The 16,185-nt window shown below is 68.1% G+C and carries 16 protein-coding genes; 6 read left to right on the top strand and 10 right to left on the bottom strand.

All coding sequences use genetic code 11. The features are described from left to right. The first annotated feature begins 15 nt into the window (after positions 1-15). The 3 genes from ACF8ME_RS24065 (at position 16) to ACF8ME_RS24055 (ending at position 2,208) form a co-directional block, all read left to right on the top strand. Positions 16-822: an IclR family transcriptional regulator gene (locus tag ACF8ME_RS24065; RefSeq protein WP_016448668.1), complete on the top strand. Its 807-nt coding sequence runs from the start codon at positions 16-18 to the stop codon at positions 820-822. A gap of 145 nt (positions 823-967) precedes the next feature. Continuing rightward, positions 968-1,741 carry an SDR family oxidoreductase gene (locus ACF8ME_RS24060; RefSeq protein ID WP_392418466.1) on the top strand — a complete coding sequence of 258 codons (774 nt, stop codon included), beginning with the start codon at positions 968-970 and terminating at the stop codon, positions 1,739-1,741. 119 nt (positions 1,742-1,860) lie between these two features. Further along, positions 1,861-2,208, top strand: coding sequence for a BrnA antitoxin family protein (locus ACF8ME_RS24055; protein WP_392418464.1), 348 nt, complete (start codon positions 1,861-1,863; stop codon positions 2,206-2,208). 40 nt (positions 2,209-2,248) lie between these two features. Here the strand turns inward: ACF8ME_RS24055 and ACF8ME_RS24050 are convergent, their stop codons facing one another. The 10 genes from ACF8ME_RS24050 to ACF8ME_RS24005 all read right to left on the bottom strand — a co-directional run bounded on the left by ACF8ME_RS24050 (position 2,249) and on the right by ACF8ME_RS24005 (position 13,208). Continuing rightward, entirely contained in the window at positions 2,249-3,424 is a 1,176-nt protein-coding gene (locus ACF8ME_RS24050) for an ABC transporter substrate-binding protein (RefSeq protein WP_012202203.1), read from the bottom strand. 55 nt (positions 3,425-3,479) lie between these two features. Then, complete coding sequence (locus ACF8ME_RS24045) at positions 3,480-4,187, bottom strand: ABC transporter ATP-binding protein (protein WP_016448672.1); 708 nt, start codon at positions 4,185-4,187, stop codon at positions 3,480-3,482. Next, on the bottom strand, positions 4,174-4,938 hold the full coding sequence (locus ACF8ME_RS24040; protein ID WP_016452146.1) for an ABC transporter ATP-binding protein: 765 nt from the start codon (positions 4,936-4,938) through the stop codon (positions 4,174-4,176). Before ACF8ME_RS24040 ends, ACF8ME_RS24045 begins: the two co-directional genes overlap by 14 nt. Beyond that, positions 4,925-5,899, bottom strand: coding sequence for a branched-chain amino acid ABC transporter permease (locus tag ACF8ME_RS24035; protein WP_046238969.1), 975 nt, complete (start codon positions 5,897-5,899; stop codon positions 4,925-4,927). The genes ACF8ME_RS24040 and ACF8ME_RS24035 overlap by 14 nt, the downstream gene beginning before the upstream one ends. Continuing rightward, positions 5,900-6,763 (bottom strand): branched-chain amino acid ABC transporter permease, encoded by an 864-nt coding sequence (locus ACF8ME_RS24030; RefSeq protein WP_016448674.1) that lies wholly within the window; start codon positions 6,761-6,763, stop codon positions 5,900-5,902. Positions 6,764-6,983: 220 nt separating this feature from the next. Next, a complete protein-coding gene (locus ACF8ME_RS24025) occupies positions 6,984-7,922 on the bottom strand; it encodes a LysR family transcriptional regulator (RefSeq protein WP_016448675.1) in 939 nt (312 codons plus the stop codon). Positions 7,923-8,045: 123 nt separating this feature from the next. Beyond that, positions 8,046-9,032 carry a YihY/virulence factor BrkB family protein gene (locus tag ACF8ME_RS24020; RefSeq protein ID WP_392418461.1) on the bottom strand — a complete coding sequence of 329 codons (987 nt, stop codon included), beginning with the start codon at positions 9,030-9,032 and terminating at the stop codon, positions 8,046-8,048. Between the two features lie 70 nt (positions 9,033-9,102). Continuing rightward, positions 9,103-10,668 carry a galactarate dehydratase gene (gene garD / locus ACF8ME_RS24015; protein ID WP_047474984.1) on the bottom strand — a complete coding sequence of 522 codons (1,566 nt, stop codon included), beginning with the start codon at positions 10,666-10,668 and terminating at the stop codon, positions 9,103-9,105. 174 nt (positions 10,669-10,842) lie between these two features. Next, entirely contained in the window at positions 10,843-11,841 is a 999-nt protein-coding gene (locus ACF8ME_RS24010; protein ID WP_063327751.1) for a tripartite tricarboxylate transporter substrate binding protein, read from the bottom strand. 50 nt (positions 11,842-11,891) lie between these two features. Next, positions 11,892-13,208: a glucarate dehydratase family protein gene (locus tag ACF8ME_RS24005; protein ID WP_392418459.1), complete on the bottom strand. Its 1,317-nt coding sequence runs from the start codon at positions 13,206-13,208 to the stop codon at positions 11,892-11,894. A gap of 87 nt (positions 13,209-13,295) precedes the next feature. Here ACF8ME_RS24005 and ACF8ME_RS24000 point away from each other — a divergent pair, with 87 nt between their 5' ends. The 3 genes from ACF8ME_RS24000 to kdgD all read left to right on the top strand — a co-directional run bounded on the left by ACF8ME_RS24000 (position 13,296) and on the right by kdgD (position 16,184). Beyond that, complete coding sequence (locus ACF8ME_RS24000; protein ID WP_034366548.1) at positions 13,296-14,084, top strand: FadR/GntR family transcriptional regulator; 789 nt, start codon at positions 13,296-13,298, stop codon at positions 14,082-14,084. A 165-nt stretch (positions 14,085-14,249) separates the two neighbouring features. Then, positions 14,250-15,227 carry a tripartite tricarboxylate transporter substrate binding protein gene (locus ACF8ME_RS23995; RefSeq protein ID WP_026062356.1) on the top strand — a complete coding sequence of 326 codons (978 nt, stop codon included), beginning with the start codon at positions 14,250-14,252 and terminating at the stop codon, positions 15,225-15,227. Positions 15,228-15,272: 45 nt separating this feature from the next. Continuing rightward, positions 15,273-16,184 carry a 5-dehydro-4-deoxyglucarate dehydratase gene (gene kdgD / locus ACF8ME_RS23990; protein ID WP_016448682.1) on the top strand — a complete coding sequence of 304 codons (912 nt, stop codon included), beginning with the start codon at positions 15,273-15,275 and terminating at the stop codon, positions 16,182-16,184. The last annotated feature ends 1 nt before the right edge of the window (position 16,185 follow it).

Here is a 16,185-nt window from a genome sequence, read left to right as displayed (position 1 = left end):
GCCGATAATCGGCGCATGCCGCCCTCCTCCCTTCCTTCAGCCCCGCCAGGCGACGAAGACCGCAACTTCATCGTCGCACTGGCGCGCGGGCTGGACGTGCTGTCGTGCTTTCGCTCCGGCGAGAAGCTGCTGGGCAACCAGGACATCGCCAGGCGCTGCGGACTGCCCAAGTCCACGGTCTCGCGCCTGACGCACACGCTGACCACGCTGGGTTACCTCATCCATGTGCCCGAAGAGGGCAAATACCGCCTGGGCACGGCCACGCTGGCGCTGGGCAGCGCCATGCTCTCGCGCCTGGACGTGCGCCAGATCGCGCGCCCGCTGATGCGCAAGCTGGCGGCCGCCACCGATGCCGAGGTGGCCCTGGCCACGCGCGACCGGCACAACATGGTCTACATCGAGCACTGCCCCAGCGCGCGCTTCATGCACCGCGACCTGGACATGGGCTCGCGCATCCCCCTGGCCACCACGGCCGTGGGCCGCGCCTGGCTGGCCGCCAGCCCCGCGTCCGAGCGCCAGCGCGCGCTGGACTATCTGCAGTCTCACGCGCCCGAGCAATGGGCCGCCGCACAGGCCCAGCTGCCGCTGTGGCCGGAGGCAGGCAACCAGCCCCAGCCCTGGCTGTCGCGCTCGTTCGGCGACTGGCAGCCCGAGGTCAACGCCATTGCCCTGGCCTTCTCGCCGGGGCGCGGCCTGCCGCTGATGGCCGTCAGCCTGGGCGGGCCCTCGCGCTTCGTCACGGCCGACGCGCTGCGCCAGGACGGCGTGCCCGCGCTGCAGCGCATGGTGCGGCGGCTGCAGCAGGACATCGACAGGGCCTGAACGCCTGTCCCGCAGGTGCCCGCGCGGTACCGCTCAGCACGGCGCAGCACGGCAAAGTAGCCAAGACGACAGCGTGCACGGTGCCGGCGCCATAGCATGCAGGTGTTGCTCAACCACCAGAAACCCAAGCCAGGAGACATACAGCATGAGCGTGAAAGCATTGTTCGACCTCACGGGCAAGACCGCCCTCATCACCGGAGGCTCGCGCGGCCTGGGCCTGCAGATGGCCGAGGCGCTGGGCGAGATGGGCGCCCGGCTCGCCATCACGGCGCGCAAGTCCGACGAGCTGGCCGAGGCCAAGGCCCACCTGCAGGGCCTGGGCTACCAGGTCGAGACCTTCACCAACGACCTGCAGAAGTTCGACACCATCCCCGCCATGGTCGAGGACGTGCTGGCGCGCTGCGGCGACATCGACATCCTCGTCAACAACGCGGGCGCCACCTGGGGCGCCAAGGCCGAGGAATACCCGGACGAGGCCTGGAACAAGGTCATGAACCTCAACGTCTCCGCGCCCTTCTTCCTCACCCGCGAAGTGGCCAGGCGCGTGATGATCCCCAAGGGCCGGGGCAACGTGATCATCACGGCCTCGGTCGCCGCCTTCAAGGGCACGCCGCCCGGCATGAACACCGTGGCCTACAACACCTCCAAGGCGGCCGCCGTGCACCTGGCGCGCACCCTGGCCTCGGAATGGGGCCACTACGGCATCCGCGTCAACTCCATCTGCCCGGGCTTTTTCCCCAGCAAGCTGGCCAACGGCCTCATCGACAAGCTCGGCGACCAGCTCATCGCCCGCGCCCCGCTGCGACGCATCGGCGGCGAGGAGGACCTCAAGGGCGCCGTGGTCTACCTGGCGTCCGATGCGTCTCGGCACATGACGGGGCAGGCGTTGGTGCTGGATGGTGGAGCGAGCTTGTTGTAAGGCGCATCGCGCTGACCACAGAGGAGCGCCGAGGCGCTCCTTTTTGTTTCAATAAAAGCCTTTGTATGCCAAGGCCGAGCAAACAAACTCCTACCCAAGGACATCCGAAGGAGTTGACCATGGTGAAGTCCCTGAAGTCCCTGAAGGCCCTGCAGGCCATGGACACGGAAAAGCTGGCCCAGGCCATCGAGGCCGACGCGGGCGAGGCGGTTCCCGGCCTGCGTCAGGCGCTGCAAGAGGCCAAGACAGGCCAGTTTGCCGCAGTGCACACGCCCGAGCAGATTGCCGCGCGCAAACGGGGCCGCCCGCAAGGCTCGGTCAAGGCAGATGCCAAGATCGCCACCAACATTCGCTTCGACCCCGACGTACTGCAAGCGCTCAAGGCCACCGGCCAGGGCTGGCAAACACGCGTCAACGAACTGCTGCGTGCGGACATCGAATCCGGGCGCCTCAAGCGCAGCCTCTGAGGCGCGGCCGGACACGAAGGCACGGCCGCGCTCAATAGCTTTACCTGCTCCCCACCGTCATCACCGCCTCAATCTTGCCGTCGCGCACAGCGGCGCCGCGTTCCGTGGTCAACGTGCCGCCGCGCTCATCCACACCCTTGACGCCGCCGGGGTTCACGTCGGGGCGCAGGGATTTGTAGGCCTCGTCGAGCTTGGCGTGGATGGCCTTGGTGTCCGAGGCCGAGCCGGCCAACTGCATGGCCTTGACGGTGGCGTGCACGGCCGTGTAGTTCCACTGCGCCTCCGAGCCAGGGATGCGGCCCGGGTAGACCTTGCCGAAGCGTTCGACGAAGGCCTTGTTCTCGGGCTTGGTGTCCTCGGAGACGGGCATGACGCCGATGGCGCCTTCCAGCGGCGCATAGCCGCCGACCACGCGGGCCATTTCGTCGAGCTTGGCCTGGTCCATGACCACGAAGCCGCCCTTGAAGCCCAGCTCGCGCGCCTGCTTGACGACCAGGGCCGTGGGCTCGGAGGCTCCGCCCACGAAGAGCACATCGGGCTTTTCGGCCAGGGCCTTGCTCACGCCGCTGTAGAAATCGGTGGCGCGGTTGTAGCTCATGGCGTTCTCGGCCACCACGGTGCCGCCCAGCTTTTCCCAGCCGGGCTTGAAGGCGGCGACCCAGGCCTTGGCGTAGTCGTGGTCGGCGCCCACCAGGGCCACCTTCTTGCCGAAGCGGCCCATCACGTACTTGGAGAACGGGTCGATGTACGAGGTGAACTCGGGCGGGATGCGCAGGGTCAGCTTGTTGCCCCGGTTGGTGATCTGCGGCACCGAGCTGTAGGCCAGCACGATGAAGTTGCTGCGCTCGTTGGTGGTCTGCAGCGCGAAGATGCCGCCCGAATGCGGCACCAGGATGGCCGCCGTCTTGTGCTGCTGCACCAGGCGCTGGGCGTTGATCGCGGTCTCGGACGGGTTGTACTTGTCGTCCAGCGGAACGATCTCGATCTTGACCTTCTTGCCACCGATCTCGGGCGCTGCGGCATTGATCTCGGAGACGGCCATCTGCATGCCGTCGAGCACGTTCTTGCCGTACTGGGCAGCGCCGCCCGACAGCGGGCCGGAGTAGCCGATCTTGACGACTTCCTGGGCCAGCGCAGGGCCGGCGGCGGCCACGGCGGCGCAGGCCAGGGCCAGCGTGCCCACCCTGCGGCGGGTCAATGGTGCGAATGCTGTCATGTCTGTCTCCTTGGATCGTTGGTGGTGGTGGCTTGGGTAGAGGCAAGAGGCGGCGTCATGCGCCGATGTAGGCCTTGCGGATGGAGTCGTCGGCCAGCAATTCGGCGGGCCTGCCCTCGCGCACGATGCGGCCGCTTTCCATCACATAGGCGCGGTGCGCGATCTTCAGCGCCGCATAGGCGTTCTGCTCGGCCAGCAGCACGGTGGTGCCGGCCGCGTTGATGCGCTGTATGGCCTCGAACATCTGCTTGATGACCAGGGGCGCCAGGCCCAGCGAGGGCTCGTCCAGCAGCAGGGCCTGGGGCCGGCCCATCATGGCGCGGCCGATGGCCACCATCTGCTGCTGGCCGCCCGACAGCGAGCCGGCCGGGTCGTGCTGCTTCTCGCGCAGGATGGGAAACAGCTCCATCACCTCCTGCAGCGTCTTCTGGCTGGGACCGGGGTCGCGGCGGTGCACGTAGGCGCCCAGCTGCAGGTTGCGCAGCACCGACATCTGGGGAAACAGCTTGCGCCCTTCGGGGCACTGCACCACGCCGGACTGCACGATGGCCGAAGGCTTGCGCCCGGCCAGCTCCTGCCCGTTCCAGACGATGGAGCCACCCGCGGCCTTGTGGATGCCGCTGGCCGTGAGGAACAGCGAACTCTTGCCTGCGCCGTTGGCGCCCAGCAGCACCACCAGCTCGCCCCGGTCGGCATGCAGGCTGACCCCGTCCAGCGCCAGGAAGCTGCCGTAGCGCAGCGACACGTTCTCAAACTTCAGCATGCTCGCTCCCCAGGTAGGCATCGATGACGGCGGGGTTGCGGCGTATCTCCTCGGGCGTGCCCTCGGCGATCTTCTCGCCGTAGCTGAGCACCAGGATCTTGTCGGCCAGGCTCATGATCATGCCCATCTTGTGCTCGATCAGCGCCACCGTGATGCCGTGGCGCACCAGCTTGCGGATCAGCTCGGCCAGGCCCTCGGTCTCCTCGGGGTTGACGCCGCCGGCGGGCTCGTCGAGCAGCATCAGCTTGGGGTCGGTGGCCAGGGCCAGCGCGAAGGCCACGCGCTTGCGCTCCTCCTGCGTGATGTCGCCCGCAATGCGGCCGGCCACGTGCGACAGGCCCACGAAGTCCAGCGCGTCGCGCGCCTTTTCGCGGCACACGCGCTCTTCCTCGCGCAGGCGGCTGGAGCCGCGCAGCACATCCCATAGCCCTGAGCGCGTGCGCAGCCGGTGGCCCACGATAAGGTTGTCCAACACCGTGGCGCGGTCGAACAGCGCCGTGGTCTGGAAGGTGCGCGCCACGCCCAGTTTCGCCACCTGGTCGGTGCGCAGCGAGGTCACGTCCTGGCCATTGAAGGTGATGGTGCCCGAGGTGGGCTTGTGCACGCAGCTGATCAGGTTGAAGAACGTGGTCTTGCCGGCGCCGTTGGGGCCGATGATGGCGTTGATGCGGCCTTCCTCGATCACGGTGCTGACATCGCTCACGGCGGCCAGTCCGCCGAACCGCTTGGTCAGGTGGTCAATCTTGAGCATGCGGCTTGCCCTCCTTGGCATTGCGGCGCGCGCGCCAGGCGGTGACGCTGCCCACCACGCCGTAGGGCATGAAGATCACCAGCATCACGAGAATGGGGCCGAAGACGATGAAGCGGTACTCCTGCAGGAACTGCAGGTACTGCGTGATCCAGGGCATGCCGATGGCGCCCAGCAGCGGGCCCAGCACCGTGCCCATGCCGCCGACCATGGCGAAGATCATCATGTCGAAGGTGTGGTGCACGCCCGCCATGTCCGGCCCGATGAAGCGCACGAAGCCCGCATACAGGCCGCCGGCCACGCCCGCGTAGACCACGCTCAGCATGAAGGCCAGCACCTTGTTGCGCATGAGGTTGATGCCCAGCGCCTCGGCCAGCTCGTCGCTGTTGCGGATGGCCATGAAGGTGCGGCCCAGCAGCGACCGGACGATGCGCCGCATCACCCAGACCGAGGCCACGAGGAAGGCCAGCACCAGGTAGTACAGCGCCAGCGGCGACTCGAAGCTCAGCGCACCCAGGGCCTCGGGCGCGGGGATGCCCATGATGCCCACCGTGCCGTGGGTCAGGCCCTCCCACTTCTCGATGACGAGGAACATGATGTAGCCCACGCACAGCGTGAAGATGGAGAAGTAGTGGCCCTTGAGCCGCAGCGAGACGATGCCGATCAGGTAGCCCAGCACCGCGCACACCACGCCCGACATCACCAGCCCGCCCCAGAACGGCCAGCCATGGTCCACCGTGAGGATGCCCACGGTATAGGCGCCCGCGGCCATGAAGCCCGCATGCGCCAGATTGAGCTGGCCCGTGTAGCCCGTGATCAGGTTCAGGCCCAGCGTGGCGATGGCGAAGATGTAGGCCGTGCTCATCACCGTGAGGTGGTAGTCGTTGCCCGCCAGCCAGGGAAAGGCGATGCCGGCGGCCAGCAGCAGGCCCCAGGCGATGCGGGAGTCGATGAATCCGTTCATTCAATGACTCCTCTTGGCGAACAGGCCCTGAGGGCGCAGCGACAGGATCACCACCAGCAGCACGAAGGCGATGATGTCCTTGTAGTCGGTGGAGATGTAGTAGGCGCCGAAGCTCTCGGCGAAGCCGATGATCAGCCCGCCCAGCACGGCGCCCGGGATGCTGCCCATGCCGCCCAGGATGATGATCACGAAGGCCTTGGTGATGACCAGGTGGCCCATGGCCGGATAGACCAGGTTGATGGGCGCATACAGCGTGGCCGCCACGGCCGCGAGCACGCCCGAGATGGCAAAGGTCAGCATGGATACGCGGTTGGCGTCGATGCCCACCATCGATGCGCCCTCGCGGTTCTGGGCCATGGCGATGATGGTCGAGCCCGTGGTGGTGCGCGTCAGGAACAGGTGCAGCGCCACCATCAGCGCAAAGGCCGCGACTATGATCAGCAGGCGCTGCGCAGGCGCCGTGATGCCGCCCATCTCCACGATGGAGGTATAGGGCGTGGGCATGCGCTGGAAGTCCGCGCCCCACAGCGCCTGGGCGCCCGCTTCCAGAAACAGCAGCAGGCCGATGGAGGCGATCTTGGGATGCAGGGGAGAGGCCTTGCGCAGCGGATGGAAGATCAGCCGCTCGCTGACGATGCCCAGCACCGCCACCGCCACCGCCGCCACCAGCATGGCCGCCCAGTAGCCCCAGCTCCAGGCCACCATGGCCTGGAAGGCCACGAAGGCGCCGATCATGTAGAAGCCCCCGTGCGCGAAGTTGGGCACGTGCAGGATGCCGTAGACCAGGGTCAGGCCCAGGGCCACGAGGCCATAGATGCCGCCCAGGGTCAGTCCGTTGAGCACTTGCTGCAAGAAGACGTCCATCACCGCCTCCCGCCTGCCGCCGCCGGTGGCCGCCACCGGACCAGGGTCTGTTCTCGCATTGCCTTGCCTCCTTGTTTGCTGTGAACCAGCTTAGGAGGCGGTGCCGTGCACCATCAACCCGAAGATTCCGCACAGCGGAATTCACCTGGGAAACCCCGAGGCGCAAACCGCTGCGGCAGTAACCTAGATGACAGGCGCAGGCCGGCAGGAGCGGGGAACGCTAGATGGACAGCGCCGGCAGGTTCTCGGGCAGGCCCTGCATGGAGCGCTGCGTGTGCTCGGCCACGAAGTCAAGGAAGCTGCGCACGCGCGCCGGCATGAACTTGCGCGTGGGCAGGGTGGCGTAGAGCGTGAATCGGCCCGTGGTCCATTCGGGCAGCACATGGCGCAGCCGGCCCGAGCGCAGGTGGCGCGCGATCAGGTCCAGCGGCTGGGTGCTGATGCCCGCGCCGTCCAGCGTGGCGCGCAGCAGCGTGCCCGTGTGGTTGGCCACCAGCACGGGGCGCACGGCCACCTCGACCTCGCCCGCGTTGCCGTCGAGCCGGCGCATGCGCAGCATGTCGGAGCGGCCCTGGATGCGCCGGCGCAGCAGGCACTGGTGGCCGGCCAGGTCCTCGGGCACGACAGGCACGCCATGGGCGTCCAGGTACTCGGGCGCGGCGCAGGCCAGGCCGCAGGTGGTGACGATGGGCCGGGCCACCACGTTGCCGTCGTAGCCCTCCTCGGCATTGACGAAGGTGATGTCGTATTCGCCCACGGCCGCCTCGCTGGCCGACTCCACGAAGACCTCGATGCAGATGCGCGGGTGCAGGCGGTGGAAGTCCGCCACCAGCGGCGCCAGCACATGCTCGGCGAACACGGGCGGCGTGAGCACGCGCACGGCGCCAGACAGCTCCAGCGTGTGCGCCTGGGCCAGGCTGAAGGCGTCCTCCACATCGGCCAGGATGCCGCGCACGCGCTCCAGGTAGGCCTCGCCAGCCTCGGTCAGCGAGACGCTTCGCGTGGTGCGCTGCAGCAGCCGCGTGCCCAGGTGCTGCTCCAGGTCGGCCACCAGGCGCGTGACCGTGGGCACGGACATGTCCAGGCGCCGCGCCGCCGCCGAAAACCCGGCCTCGTCGGCCACGGTCTGGAATACCCGCATGGTCTGCAATCGGTCCATCTTGTCCTTGGCCCCCGGCCTTGGTGCCAGGGGACTTTGATGCATTGTTCCATTGCCCAAACGCCTGCGCCGCGGCTTTGCGGGCCGCGGCGCAGGCGTTCATCTTCGTCGAAATGCGGGAACTCAGCCCTTGCCGCCTGGAGTGTCCCCGGCGCTGGCCGCCTCGGCGGGCGGCGCCCAGCGGATAGGGTGGGTGAAGCGCACGCCGGCATCGCTGAAGGCCTTGGCCGTGGCGGCCGACAGCAGCAGGATGGCCGAGGAAAAGTAGATCCACATCAGCAGCACCACCAGCGAGCCCGCCGCGCCATAGGCCGAGACCACGGCCGCCGTGGCCAGGTACCAGGCCAGGGCCTGCTTGCCCAGCGTGAACAGCAGGGCGCCGATGATGGCACCGAAGATCAGATAGCGCAGCCGGGGCTTGGGGCCGCCGCCTATGCGCATCAGCCCCACGAAGAGCAGCACGGTGATGCCGAAGGACACGCACTCGTTGATCAGGCTGACCAGCGGCCCCAGCGGCTGCATCTGCAGCTTGGTGCCGGCCCAGTTGGTGATCAGCTGGATGGCCGTGGACAGGGCCATGGACACCAGCAGCAAGAAGCCCAGCGCCAGCACATAGGTCAGGCCGCGCAGCCGCAGCGCGGCCATGCGCCACCACACGGCCTTGGGCGGCGGCGGCTCGCCGTTCGAGGTCCAGAGCCTTTCCAGCGCGGACTGCAGCTCCACGAAGACACCGGTGGCGCCCGACATCAGCAGGATGAAGCCGAACAGCGAAGCCAGCCGCCCCTCGTCGGGCCGCTGGGCGCTTTCCAGCGCGCCGCGCACCACCTGGGCGCCGCGCTCGCCGATCACGTCCTGCACCTGGTCGATGAGCTGGTGCTCCACATAGCTGCGGTCCACCCACCAGCCCAGCAGGCCGACCAGCAGCAGCAGCAGCGGCGCCAGGCTCAGGATGCCGTAGAAGGACATGGCGGCGCTCATGCGCAGGCCATCGGCGTCCAGCCACAGCTGCACGGCGTTCCACATGGCGCGCAGCGGGTTCAGTTCCAGCAGCCGGTCCAGGCGTGCGGACCAGGACGAGGCGGGGGGAGTTTCCGGGGTATCTGAGGGCATGGCCCCCATTGTGCGCAGCGGCGCACCGGCGCCCTGTCAGCCTGTGCCGACAGGGGCCTGTGCGCGTGGCTCAGGTCACGGGCGCTGGATTGAACAGCACCAGGGCGTTGTGCAGCTTCCACTGCTCGGCCCAGGTCTTCCTGCGGCCGCTGGCCACGTCCAGCATCAGGCGGAACATCTCCCAGCCCACGTCCTCGATGCTGGCCTGGCCCTCAGCGATGCGGCCCGCGTTCACGTCCATCAGGTCATGCCAGCGCCGCGCCAGGTCGCTGCGCGTGGCCACCTTGATCACGGGCACCTGGGCCAGGCCGTAGGGCGTGCCCCGGCCCGTGGTGAACACATGCAGGTTCATGCCGGCGGCCAGCTGCAGCGTGCCGCAGATGAAGTCGCTGGCCGGCGTGGCCGCGTAGACCAGGCCGCTTTGGATGCCCCGGTCGGCCAGACGCTGGCCCGGCGACAGCACGCCGGTGATGGGCGCCGTGCCGCTCTTGATGATGGAGCCCATGGCCTTCTCGACGATGTTGGACAGGCCGCCCTTCTTGTTGCCCGGCGTGGTGTTGGCGCTGCGGTCCACGCGGCCCTTGTCCAGGTAGGCGTCGTACCAGGCCATCTCCTCGATCATGGCCTGGGCCACCTCGGGGCTGGAGGCGCGCGAGGTGAGCTGGTCGATGCCGTCGCGCACCTCGGTCACCTCGCTGAACATCACGGTGGCGCCTGCGCGCACCAGCAAATCGGTGCAAAAGCCCACGGCCGGATTGGCCGTGACGCCGCTGAACGCATCGCTGCCGCCGCACTGCACGCCCACCACCAGGGCGCTGGCCGGCACGGTTTCGCGCCGGCGCGCGTTCAGCCGCTCCAGATGCACCCTGGCGCTGCCCATGATGGAGTCCACCATGGACATGAAGCCCACATGCGCCTCGTCCTGCAGGCAGACCACGTCCAGCGCGGGCTCGCGCTCATCGACGATTGGGAAGGACCCCGGGGGCAGCAGCCGCTCGGGCTGCAGCTTCTCGCAGCCCAGGCTCACCACCATCACCTCGCCGCCAAAATTCGGGTTGTGGCTGATGTTGCGCAGCGTGCGCTGCGGAATCTCGGCGCCCACGGCATCGATGGCCACGCCGCAGCCATAGCTGTGCTCCAGGCCCACCACATCGTCCACATTCGGATAACGCGGCAGCAGCTCGGCCTTGATGCGGCCCACCGCGAAATCCAGCACCCCGGCCACGCACTGCACCGTGGTGGTGATGGCCAGGATATTGCGCGTGCCCACCGTGCCATCGGCATTGCGGTAGCCCTCGAAGGTGTAGCCCGTCAGCGGCGGCAGCTCGGGCGGCTGCACCGTGGCGATCGGCAACCCCTCAAGAGACAGCGCCCCCGGCATGCGCAGCAGCCGCTCATGCACCCAGCTGCCCGCGGCAATGGCCTGCAGCGCATAGCCGATCACCACGTTGTAGCGGCGCACCTCGCCGCCCTCGGCAATGTCCACCAGCGCCACCTTGTGCGCCTGCGGCACCTTGTCGACCAGCACCAGCCCCCCGGGCATCACCGTGCCCGCAGGCAACCCCCCGTCATTGGCCACGATGGCCACGTTGTCGGCCGGATGCATGCGGATGGAAAGAGGAAGTGGGGTACTCATGGCAATGTCTCAATTTTCTAGGGGCCTGTCGCAATCGGAGTGCAGCCCTCGCAACCGTCACGTCCCAACTCAGCAACGCCGAGCAAGAGCCGCCTCGCGGCGGGGGCGCCCAGCCGAAGGCGTTGTCCCCCTCCGCGAAGCGAGAAGGGGGAAGGCGCGAAGCGCCTCAGGGGGTCACTCTGCCTTTATTCCAGCAGCCTTGATCACCTTCCCCCACTTGACCACCTCGGCCTTCTGGTACTCGCCCAGCTCGGCCGGCGTCATCTGCGAGGGCAGCATGCCGAAGTTCTTCAGGCGCGCCTGCACCTCGGGCGTGGCGACGATCTTCATGATCTCCGCATGCAGCCGGTCCACGATGGGCTTGGGCGTGCCTGCGGGCGCGAACACGGCCTGCCACGATCCCATGTCGAAGCCCTTCTCGCCCGCCTCGGCGATGGTGGGCACATCGGGCAGCGACTCCAGGCGCCGCGAGCTGGTCACGGCAATGGGGCGCAGCTTGCCGGCCTGCACGTGGGGGCCGACGACCAGGGCGGTGTCGAACATCATGTCCACCTGGCCGCCGATCACGTCCTGCACGGCCGGGCCGCTGCCCTTGTAGGGCACGTGGGTGAACTTCACGCCCGTCTGGTAGCCCAGCAGCTCCAGCGCCATGTGGTTGGAGGTGCCGCTGCCCGGCGAGGCCGAGGTCAGTCCACCCGCCGCCGCCTTGGCCTTGCTGGCGGCCAGCACGTCGGCCAGCGTCTTGTAGGGGCTGGAGGCCGGCACCACCAGCACCAGCGGGCCCGAGCCCAGCATGGCCACCGGCGTGAAGGACTTGACCGGGTCGTAGTCCAGCTTGGCGTACAGGCTCACATTGATGGCGTGCGAGCTGATGGTGCCGCCCAGGATGGTGTAGCCATCGGCCGGTGCGCGCGCCGCAATGGCCGAGCCCACGCTGCCGCCCGCGCCGCCCTTGTTCTCGATCACCACGGGCGTGCCCAGGGCCTTGCTCAGCGGCTGGGCGATCACGCGCGCCAGCGTATCGGTATTGCCGCCAGGCGGGAACGGCACCAGGTAGGTGATGGGCTTGCCCGTGGGCCAGTTGCCCTGCGCGGCGGCGGGCATGGCGGCCAGGGCCGTGCCCAGCAGCAGGGCGCTGGCGAGGGAATGTTGGATGAGTGTGCGGCGTTGCATGGTGCTTGTCTCCGGGAAGGGCTTGTCGTTGGAATGGTGTGAAAGCGGGTTCAGAAGCGCGGCTGGTGGCCGGTGAACGCGGGGTCGTACTTGCGCATCTGCCCCAGGTCGTCGCGGTTGCGGATGCCGCAGTGCAGGTAGTTGTCGTGCAGGCGGGCCAGGGCCTCGCGGTCCAGCCGCACACCCAGGCCGGGCGCCGTGGGCACGCGCAGGCTGCCCTGCTCGAACTGCAGCCGGCCGCCCTCGACCACTTCCTCGTCCTGCCAGGGGTAGTGCGTGTCGCAGGCATAGGTCAGCAGGGGCACGCTGGCGCACAGGTGCGTCATGGCCACCAGGCTGATGCCCAGGTGCGAGTTGCTGTGCATGGACAAGCCCAGGTCGAAGGTGCGGCAAAGCGTGGACAGGCGCTGCGTGGCGCGCAGCCCGCCCCAGTAATGGTGGTCGCTGAGCACGATCTTCACGGGGCAGCCCATGTCGGCATTGCGGCGGAACTCGGCAAAGTCCGTGACCACCATGTTGGTGGCCAGCGGCACATCGCACTCGCGTGCCACGGCCGCCATGCCGTCCAGGCCGGGCGCCGGGTCCTCGTAGTACTCGAGCACGCCCTGCAGCTGCTGCACGATCTTCAGGCTGGTCTCCACCGTCCAGTTGCCATTGGGATCGATGCGCAGCGGCGTGCCCGGAAAGGCATCGGCCAGCGCCAGGATGCCGGCCGCCTCCTGCTCGGGCGGCAGCGCGCCGGCCTTGAGCTTGATGCTCTGGAAGCCGTACTGCGCAATCATGCGCCGCGCCTGCTCCACCAGCTGCTGCGGCGCCAGGGCCTCGCCCCAGGCGTCGGGCGAAGAATCTGGCCCATAGGGCCTGTCGATGTGCTCGGCGTACTTGTAGAACAGGTAGGCCGAGAACGGCACGCTGTTGCGCGCCGCCCCGCCCAGCAGGTCCACGATGGGCGCCCCGGCCATCTGGCCCTGCAGATCCAGCATGGCGACCTCGAAGGCGCTGACCACCTTGGCCACGGTCTTGGACACATGTGTGCCCGGCGCCAGCGACACCTGCTGGCCCAGGAACTCCGACGCCGTCAGCGCAGGCGGTGCCACCAGGGCCGCGACGCGGGCCTCCATCTCGTTGAGCGCCCAGGGCGACAGCCCCACCAGCGCGGGCGCGGCCTTGGCCAGCGCATCGAGCATGGGCTGGTCGCCGTAGCTTTCGTTGATGCCGACCAGGCCCGAGGCCGTCTCGATCTCGATGATGGAGCGCAGCGCCCAGGGCTCGTGGATGCCGGCCGCATTGAGCAGCGGCGGATCACGGAAGGCAATGGGCGTGATGCGGACGTGGCGGATCGCGTGGGTCGCTTGGGAGGTGCTCATCTGGACTGCGGACGGGGTCGGAAAATCGGAAAAATCTGCGAAAGCGTTGACGTCTTGTGATACGTTGTCGTACAACTTGGAGCGATTATGATCAGCACCATGGAAAGTTCGGCAAAGGGATTTCCCGCATCACCCCCAACGATCGAGCTTCCCCTGCGAGGAAAGTCCGGTCGCAGCGGCCGCAATCTGGCCGCCCTGCTGTTCGACGAGTTCGCGAGCAAGATCCGCAACGGCCTGCTGGCCGAAGGCGAGAAGCTGCCCACGGAATCGTCGCTGGTGCAGACCTACGAAGTCAGCCGCACCGTGGTGCGCGAGGCGCTGTCGCGCCTGCAGGCCTCGGGCCTGGTGGAGACGCGCCATGGCATAGGCACCTTCGTGCGCGCCGCCCAGCCCGCATCCACGCTGATGCTCAATGCCGACGAGCTGACGGCCGCCGTGGACGTGATGGCCGTGCTGGAGCTGCGCATCAGCCTGGAGACCGAAAGCGCCGGCCTGGCCGCGCTGCGCCGCAGCCCCGAGCAGCTGCAGGGCATACGTACGGCGCTGCAGGCCTTCGAGATCGCCTTTGCGCGCGGCGAGGACACGGTGGCCCATGACCTGGCCTTCCACACCCAGATCGCCGAGGCCACGGGCAACCGCTACTTCGGCGACATCCTGCGCCACTTCGGCGCCCAGCTGATTCCGCGCACGCGCATCGCCTCCATCCACCAGCCCCAGCGCGACCCCGACTACCTGCGCCGCGTCAACCGCGAGCATGAGGAAATCCTCGCCGCCATCGAGCGCCAGGACGCCGACTCGGCCCGCGCGGCCATGCGCATCCACCTGACCAACAGCCGCGAACGCCTGCGCCTGGCGCAAAAGACCAGCGCCGCCTGACGCCTTCTGGGCATCCTGGACCGCCCTGCGCCCTGCGGGACCGATGGCGCCGGCACAGGAATTCAGACAACCAAGGGAAAACCCTTTATCACGGCATGCATGTCTCGGTTGAAAATTCGCTCCAGTTGTACGACAACTGACAACATAAAACCCGGAGACAAGAGCATGACCCTGAGCCGAAAGCAATTCCTGCGCGCCGCTGGCGCCACCGCCCTCGTGGCCACCGGCGCCGGCGCGCTGGCCCAGAGCAACTGGCCCACGCGGCCGCTGCGCCTGGTGGTGCCCTACCCGCCGGGCGGCAGCTCGGACATCATTGCGCGCGCCATCGGCCCGCTGCTGTCGGCGGAACTCAAGCAGCCCGTGGTCATCGAGAACAAGCCTGGCGCCAACGGCAACCTGGGCGCCGACATGGTGGCCAAGGCCCAGCCCGACGGCCACACGCTGATGCTGTGCGACCTGGGTGCGCTGGCCATCTCGCCCTCGCTCTACACCAAGCTGTCCTTCGACCTGTCCCGGGACCTGCGCGGCACCGCCATGCTGGCCTACTCGCCCCACCTGCTGGTGGTCCACCCCTCGGTGCCGGCCAACAACCTGCAGGAGCTGGTGGCCCTGTCCAAGAAGGAAGACCTGAGCTTTGCCGTCACCGCCACGGGCAGCGCCCCGCACCTGGCCGGCGTGGAACTGGCGCGCGCCACGGGCGCCCGCTGGGAATACGTGCCCTACAAGGGCGGCGTGCAGTCCATACAGGACACGGTGGCCGGCCAGACCCAGGTGCTGATGAACGGCATGCTGGCCACCTATCCCCATGTGCAAAGCGGCAAGCTCAAGCTGCTGGGACTGTCCAAGGGCACGCGCATGCCGCTGGCCGCCAACGTGCCCACCATCGCCGAGCAGGGCGTGCCCGGCTTCGAGACCGGCACCTGGCAAGGCGTGGTCGTTCCCGCCAAGACGCCCGAGGCCGTGGTCCAGCGCCTGCATGAGGCCCTGATCACCGCCATCCGCTCGCCCGAGGTGCGCGCCCGCCTCACGGGCCAGGGCGCCGAGGTCGTGACCATGAACCCCGCCGAGACCGCGCGCTTCCTGGCCACCGAACGCCAGCGCTGGCAAAAAGTGGTTCAGACAGCCGGTTTGAAGCTCGACTGATTCCACCCTTTTTTCTTTCTTCCCCACCTTATTCCCGAGAGCACCATGACCCCCCAAGACCTCAAAGACGTGATGAGTTCCGGCCTGCTGTCCTTCCCCGTGACGGACTTCGACAGCAACGGCAACTTCAATGCCAAGGGCTATGCGGCCCGCCTCGAATGGCTGGCCCCCTACGGCGCCAGCGCGCTGTTCGCGGCCGGCGGCACGGGCGAGTACTTCTCGCTGTACGGCGAGGAATACGGCCAGATCATCAAGACCGCCGTGGACACCTGCCGCGGCAAGGTGCCCATCATCGCGGGCGCCGGCGGCCCCACGCGCACGGCCATCGCACACGCCCAGGAGGCCGAGCGCCTGGGCGCCCACGGCGTCCTGCTGCTGCCCCACTACCTGACCGAAGCCGGCCAGGAAGGCCTGATCGCCCATGTGGAGCAGGTCTGCAAGAGCGTGAAGTTCGGCGTCATCGTCTACAACCGCGACCGCACCCGCTTCACGCCCGAATCGCTGGCCATCCTGGCCGAGCGCTGCCCCAACCTGGTGGGCTTCAAGGACGGCATGGGCAACATCGAGACCATGTCCTCCATCTTCATGACGATGGGCGACCGCTTCGCCTACCTGGGCGGCCTGCCCACGGCCGAGGTCTATGCGGCCGCCTACAAGGCCCTGGGCACGCCGGTGTACTCCTCGGCCGTCTTCAACTTCATCCCCAGGACGGCGATGGCGTTCTACGAAGCCGTGCGCACCGACGACATGGCCACGCAGCACAAGCTGCTCAAGGAATTCTTCATGCCCTACCTGAAGATCCGCAACCGCGTCGAAGGCTACGGCGTGAGCATCATCAAGGCCGGCGCCAAGCTGGTGGGCCACGACGCCGGCCCCGTGCGCGCCCCGCTGACGGACCTCAAGCCCTCCGAGCTGGAAGAGCTCAAGGCCCTGATCGACAAGCTCGGCCCCCAATAAG

The organism is Delftia sp. WSY_7 (genome assembly GCF_043104845.1).
Taxonomy (GTDB): Bacteria; Pseudomonadota; Gammaproteobacteria; order Burkholderiales; family Burkholderiaceae_C; genus Comamonas; species Comamonas tsuruhatensis.
This window is presented reverse-complemented; position numbering and strand designations above follow the sequence as displayed.

Excerpts from the sequence above, each read along its gene's own strand:
- ACF8ME_RS24050 (WP_012202203.1), bottom strand. The coding sequence starts at position 3,424 with ATGACAGCATTCGCACCATTGACCCGCCGCAGGGTGGGCACGCTGGCC.
- ACF8ME_RS24060 (WP_392418466.1), top strand. The coding sequence starts at position 968 with ATGAGCGTGAAAGCATTGTTCGACCTCACGGGCAAGACCGCCCTCATC.
- ACF8ME_RS24025 (WP_016448675.1), bottom strand. The coding sequence starts at position 7,922 with ATGGACCGATTGCAGACCATGCGGGTATTCCAGACCGTGGCCGACGAG.
- ACF8ME_RS24005 (WP_392418459.1), bottom strand. The coding sequence starts at position 13,208 with ATGAGCACCTCCCAAGCGACCCACGCGATCCGCCACGTCCGCATCACG.
- ACF8ME_RS24020 (WP_392418461.1), bottom strand. The coding sequence starts at position 9,032 with ATGCCCTCAGATACCCCGGAAACTCCCCCCGCCTCGTCCTGGTCCGCA.
- ACF8ME_RS24065 (WP_016448668.1), top strand. The coding sequence starts at position 16 with ATGCCGCCCTCCTCCCTTCCTTCAGCCCCGCCAGGCGACGAAGACCGC.
- ACF8ME_RS23995 (WP_026062356.1), top strand. The coding sequence starts at position 14,250 with ATGACCCTGAGCCGAAAGCAATTCCTGCGCGCCGCTGGCGCCACCGCC.
- kdgD (WP_016448682.1), top strand. The coding sequence starts at position 15,273 with ATGACCCCCCAAGACCTCAAAGACGTGATGAGTTCCGGCCTGCTGTCC.
- ACF8ME_RS24030 (WP_016448674.1), bottom strand. The coding sequence starts at position 6,763 with ATGGACGTCTTCTTGCAGCAAGTGCTCAACGGACTGACCCTGGGCGGC.
- ACF8ME_RS24045 (WP_016448672.1), bottom strand. The coding sequence starts at position 4,187 with ATGCTGAAGTTTGAGAACGTGTCGCTGCGCTACGGCAGCTTCCTGGCG.
- ACF8ME_RS24010 (WP_063327751.1), bottom strand. The coding sequence starts at position 11,841 with ATGCAACGCCGCACACTCATCCAACATTCCCTCGCCAGCGCCCTGCTG.
- ACF8ME_RS24040 (WP_016452146.1), bottom strand. The coding sequence starts at position 4,938 with ATGCTCAAGATTGACCACCTGACCAAGCGGTTCGGCGGACTGGCCGCC.
- ACF8ME_RS24055 (WP_392418464.1), top strand. The coding sequence starts at position 1,861 with ATGGTGAAGTCCCTGAAGTCCCTGAAGGCCCTGCAGGCCATGGACACG.
- ACF8ME_RS24035 (WP_046238969.1), bottom strand. The coding sequence starts at position 5,899 with ATGAACGGATTCATCGACTCCCGCATCGCCTGGGGCCTGCTGCTGGCC.
- ACF8ME_RS24000 (WP_034366548.1), top strand. The coding sequence starts at position 13,296 with ATGATCAGCACCATGGAAAGTTCGGCAAAGGGATTTCCCGCATCACCC.
- garD (WP_047474984.1), bottom strand. The coding sequence starts at position 10,668 with ATGAGTACCCCACTTCCTCTTTCCATCCGCATGCATCCGGCCGACAAC.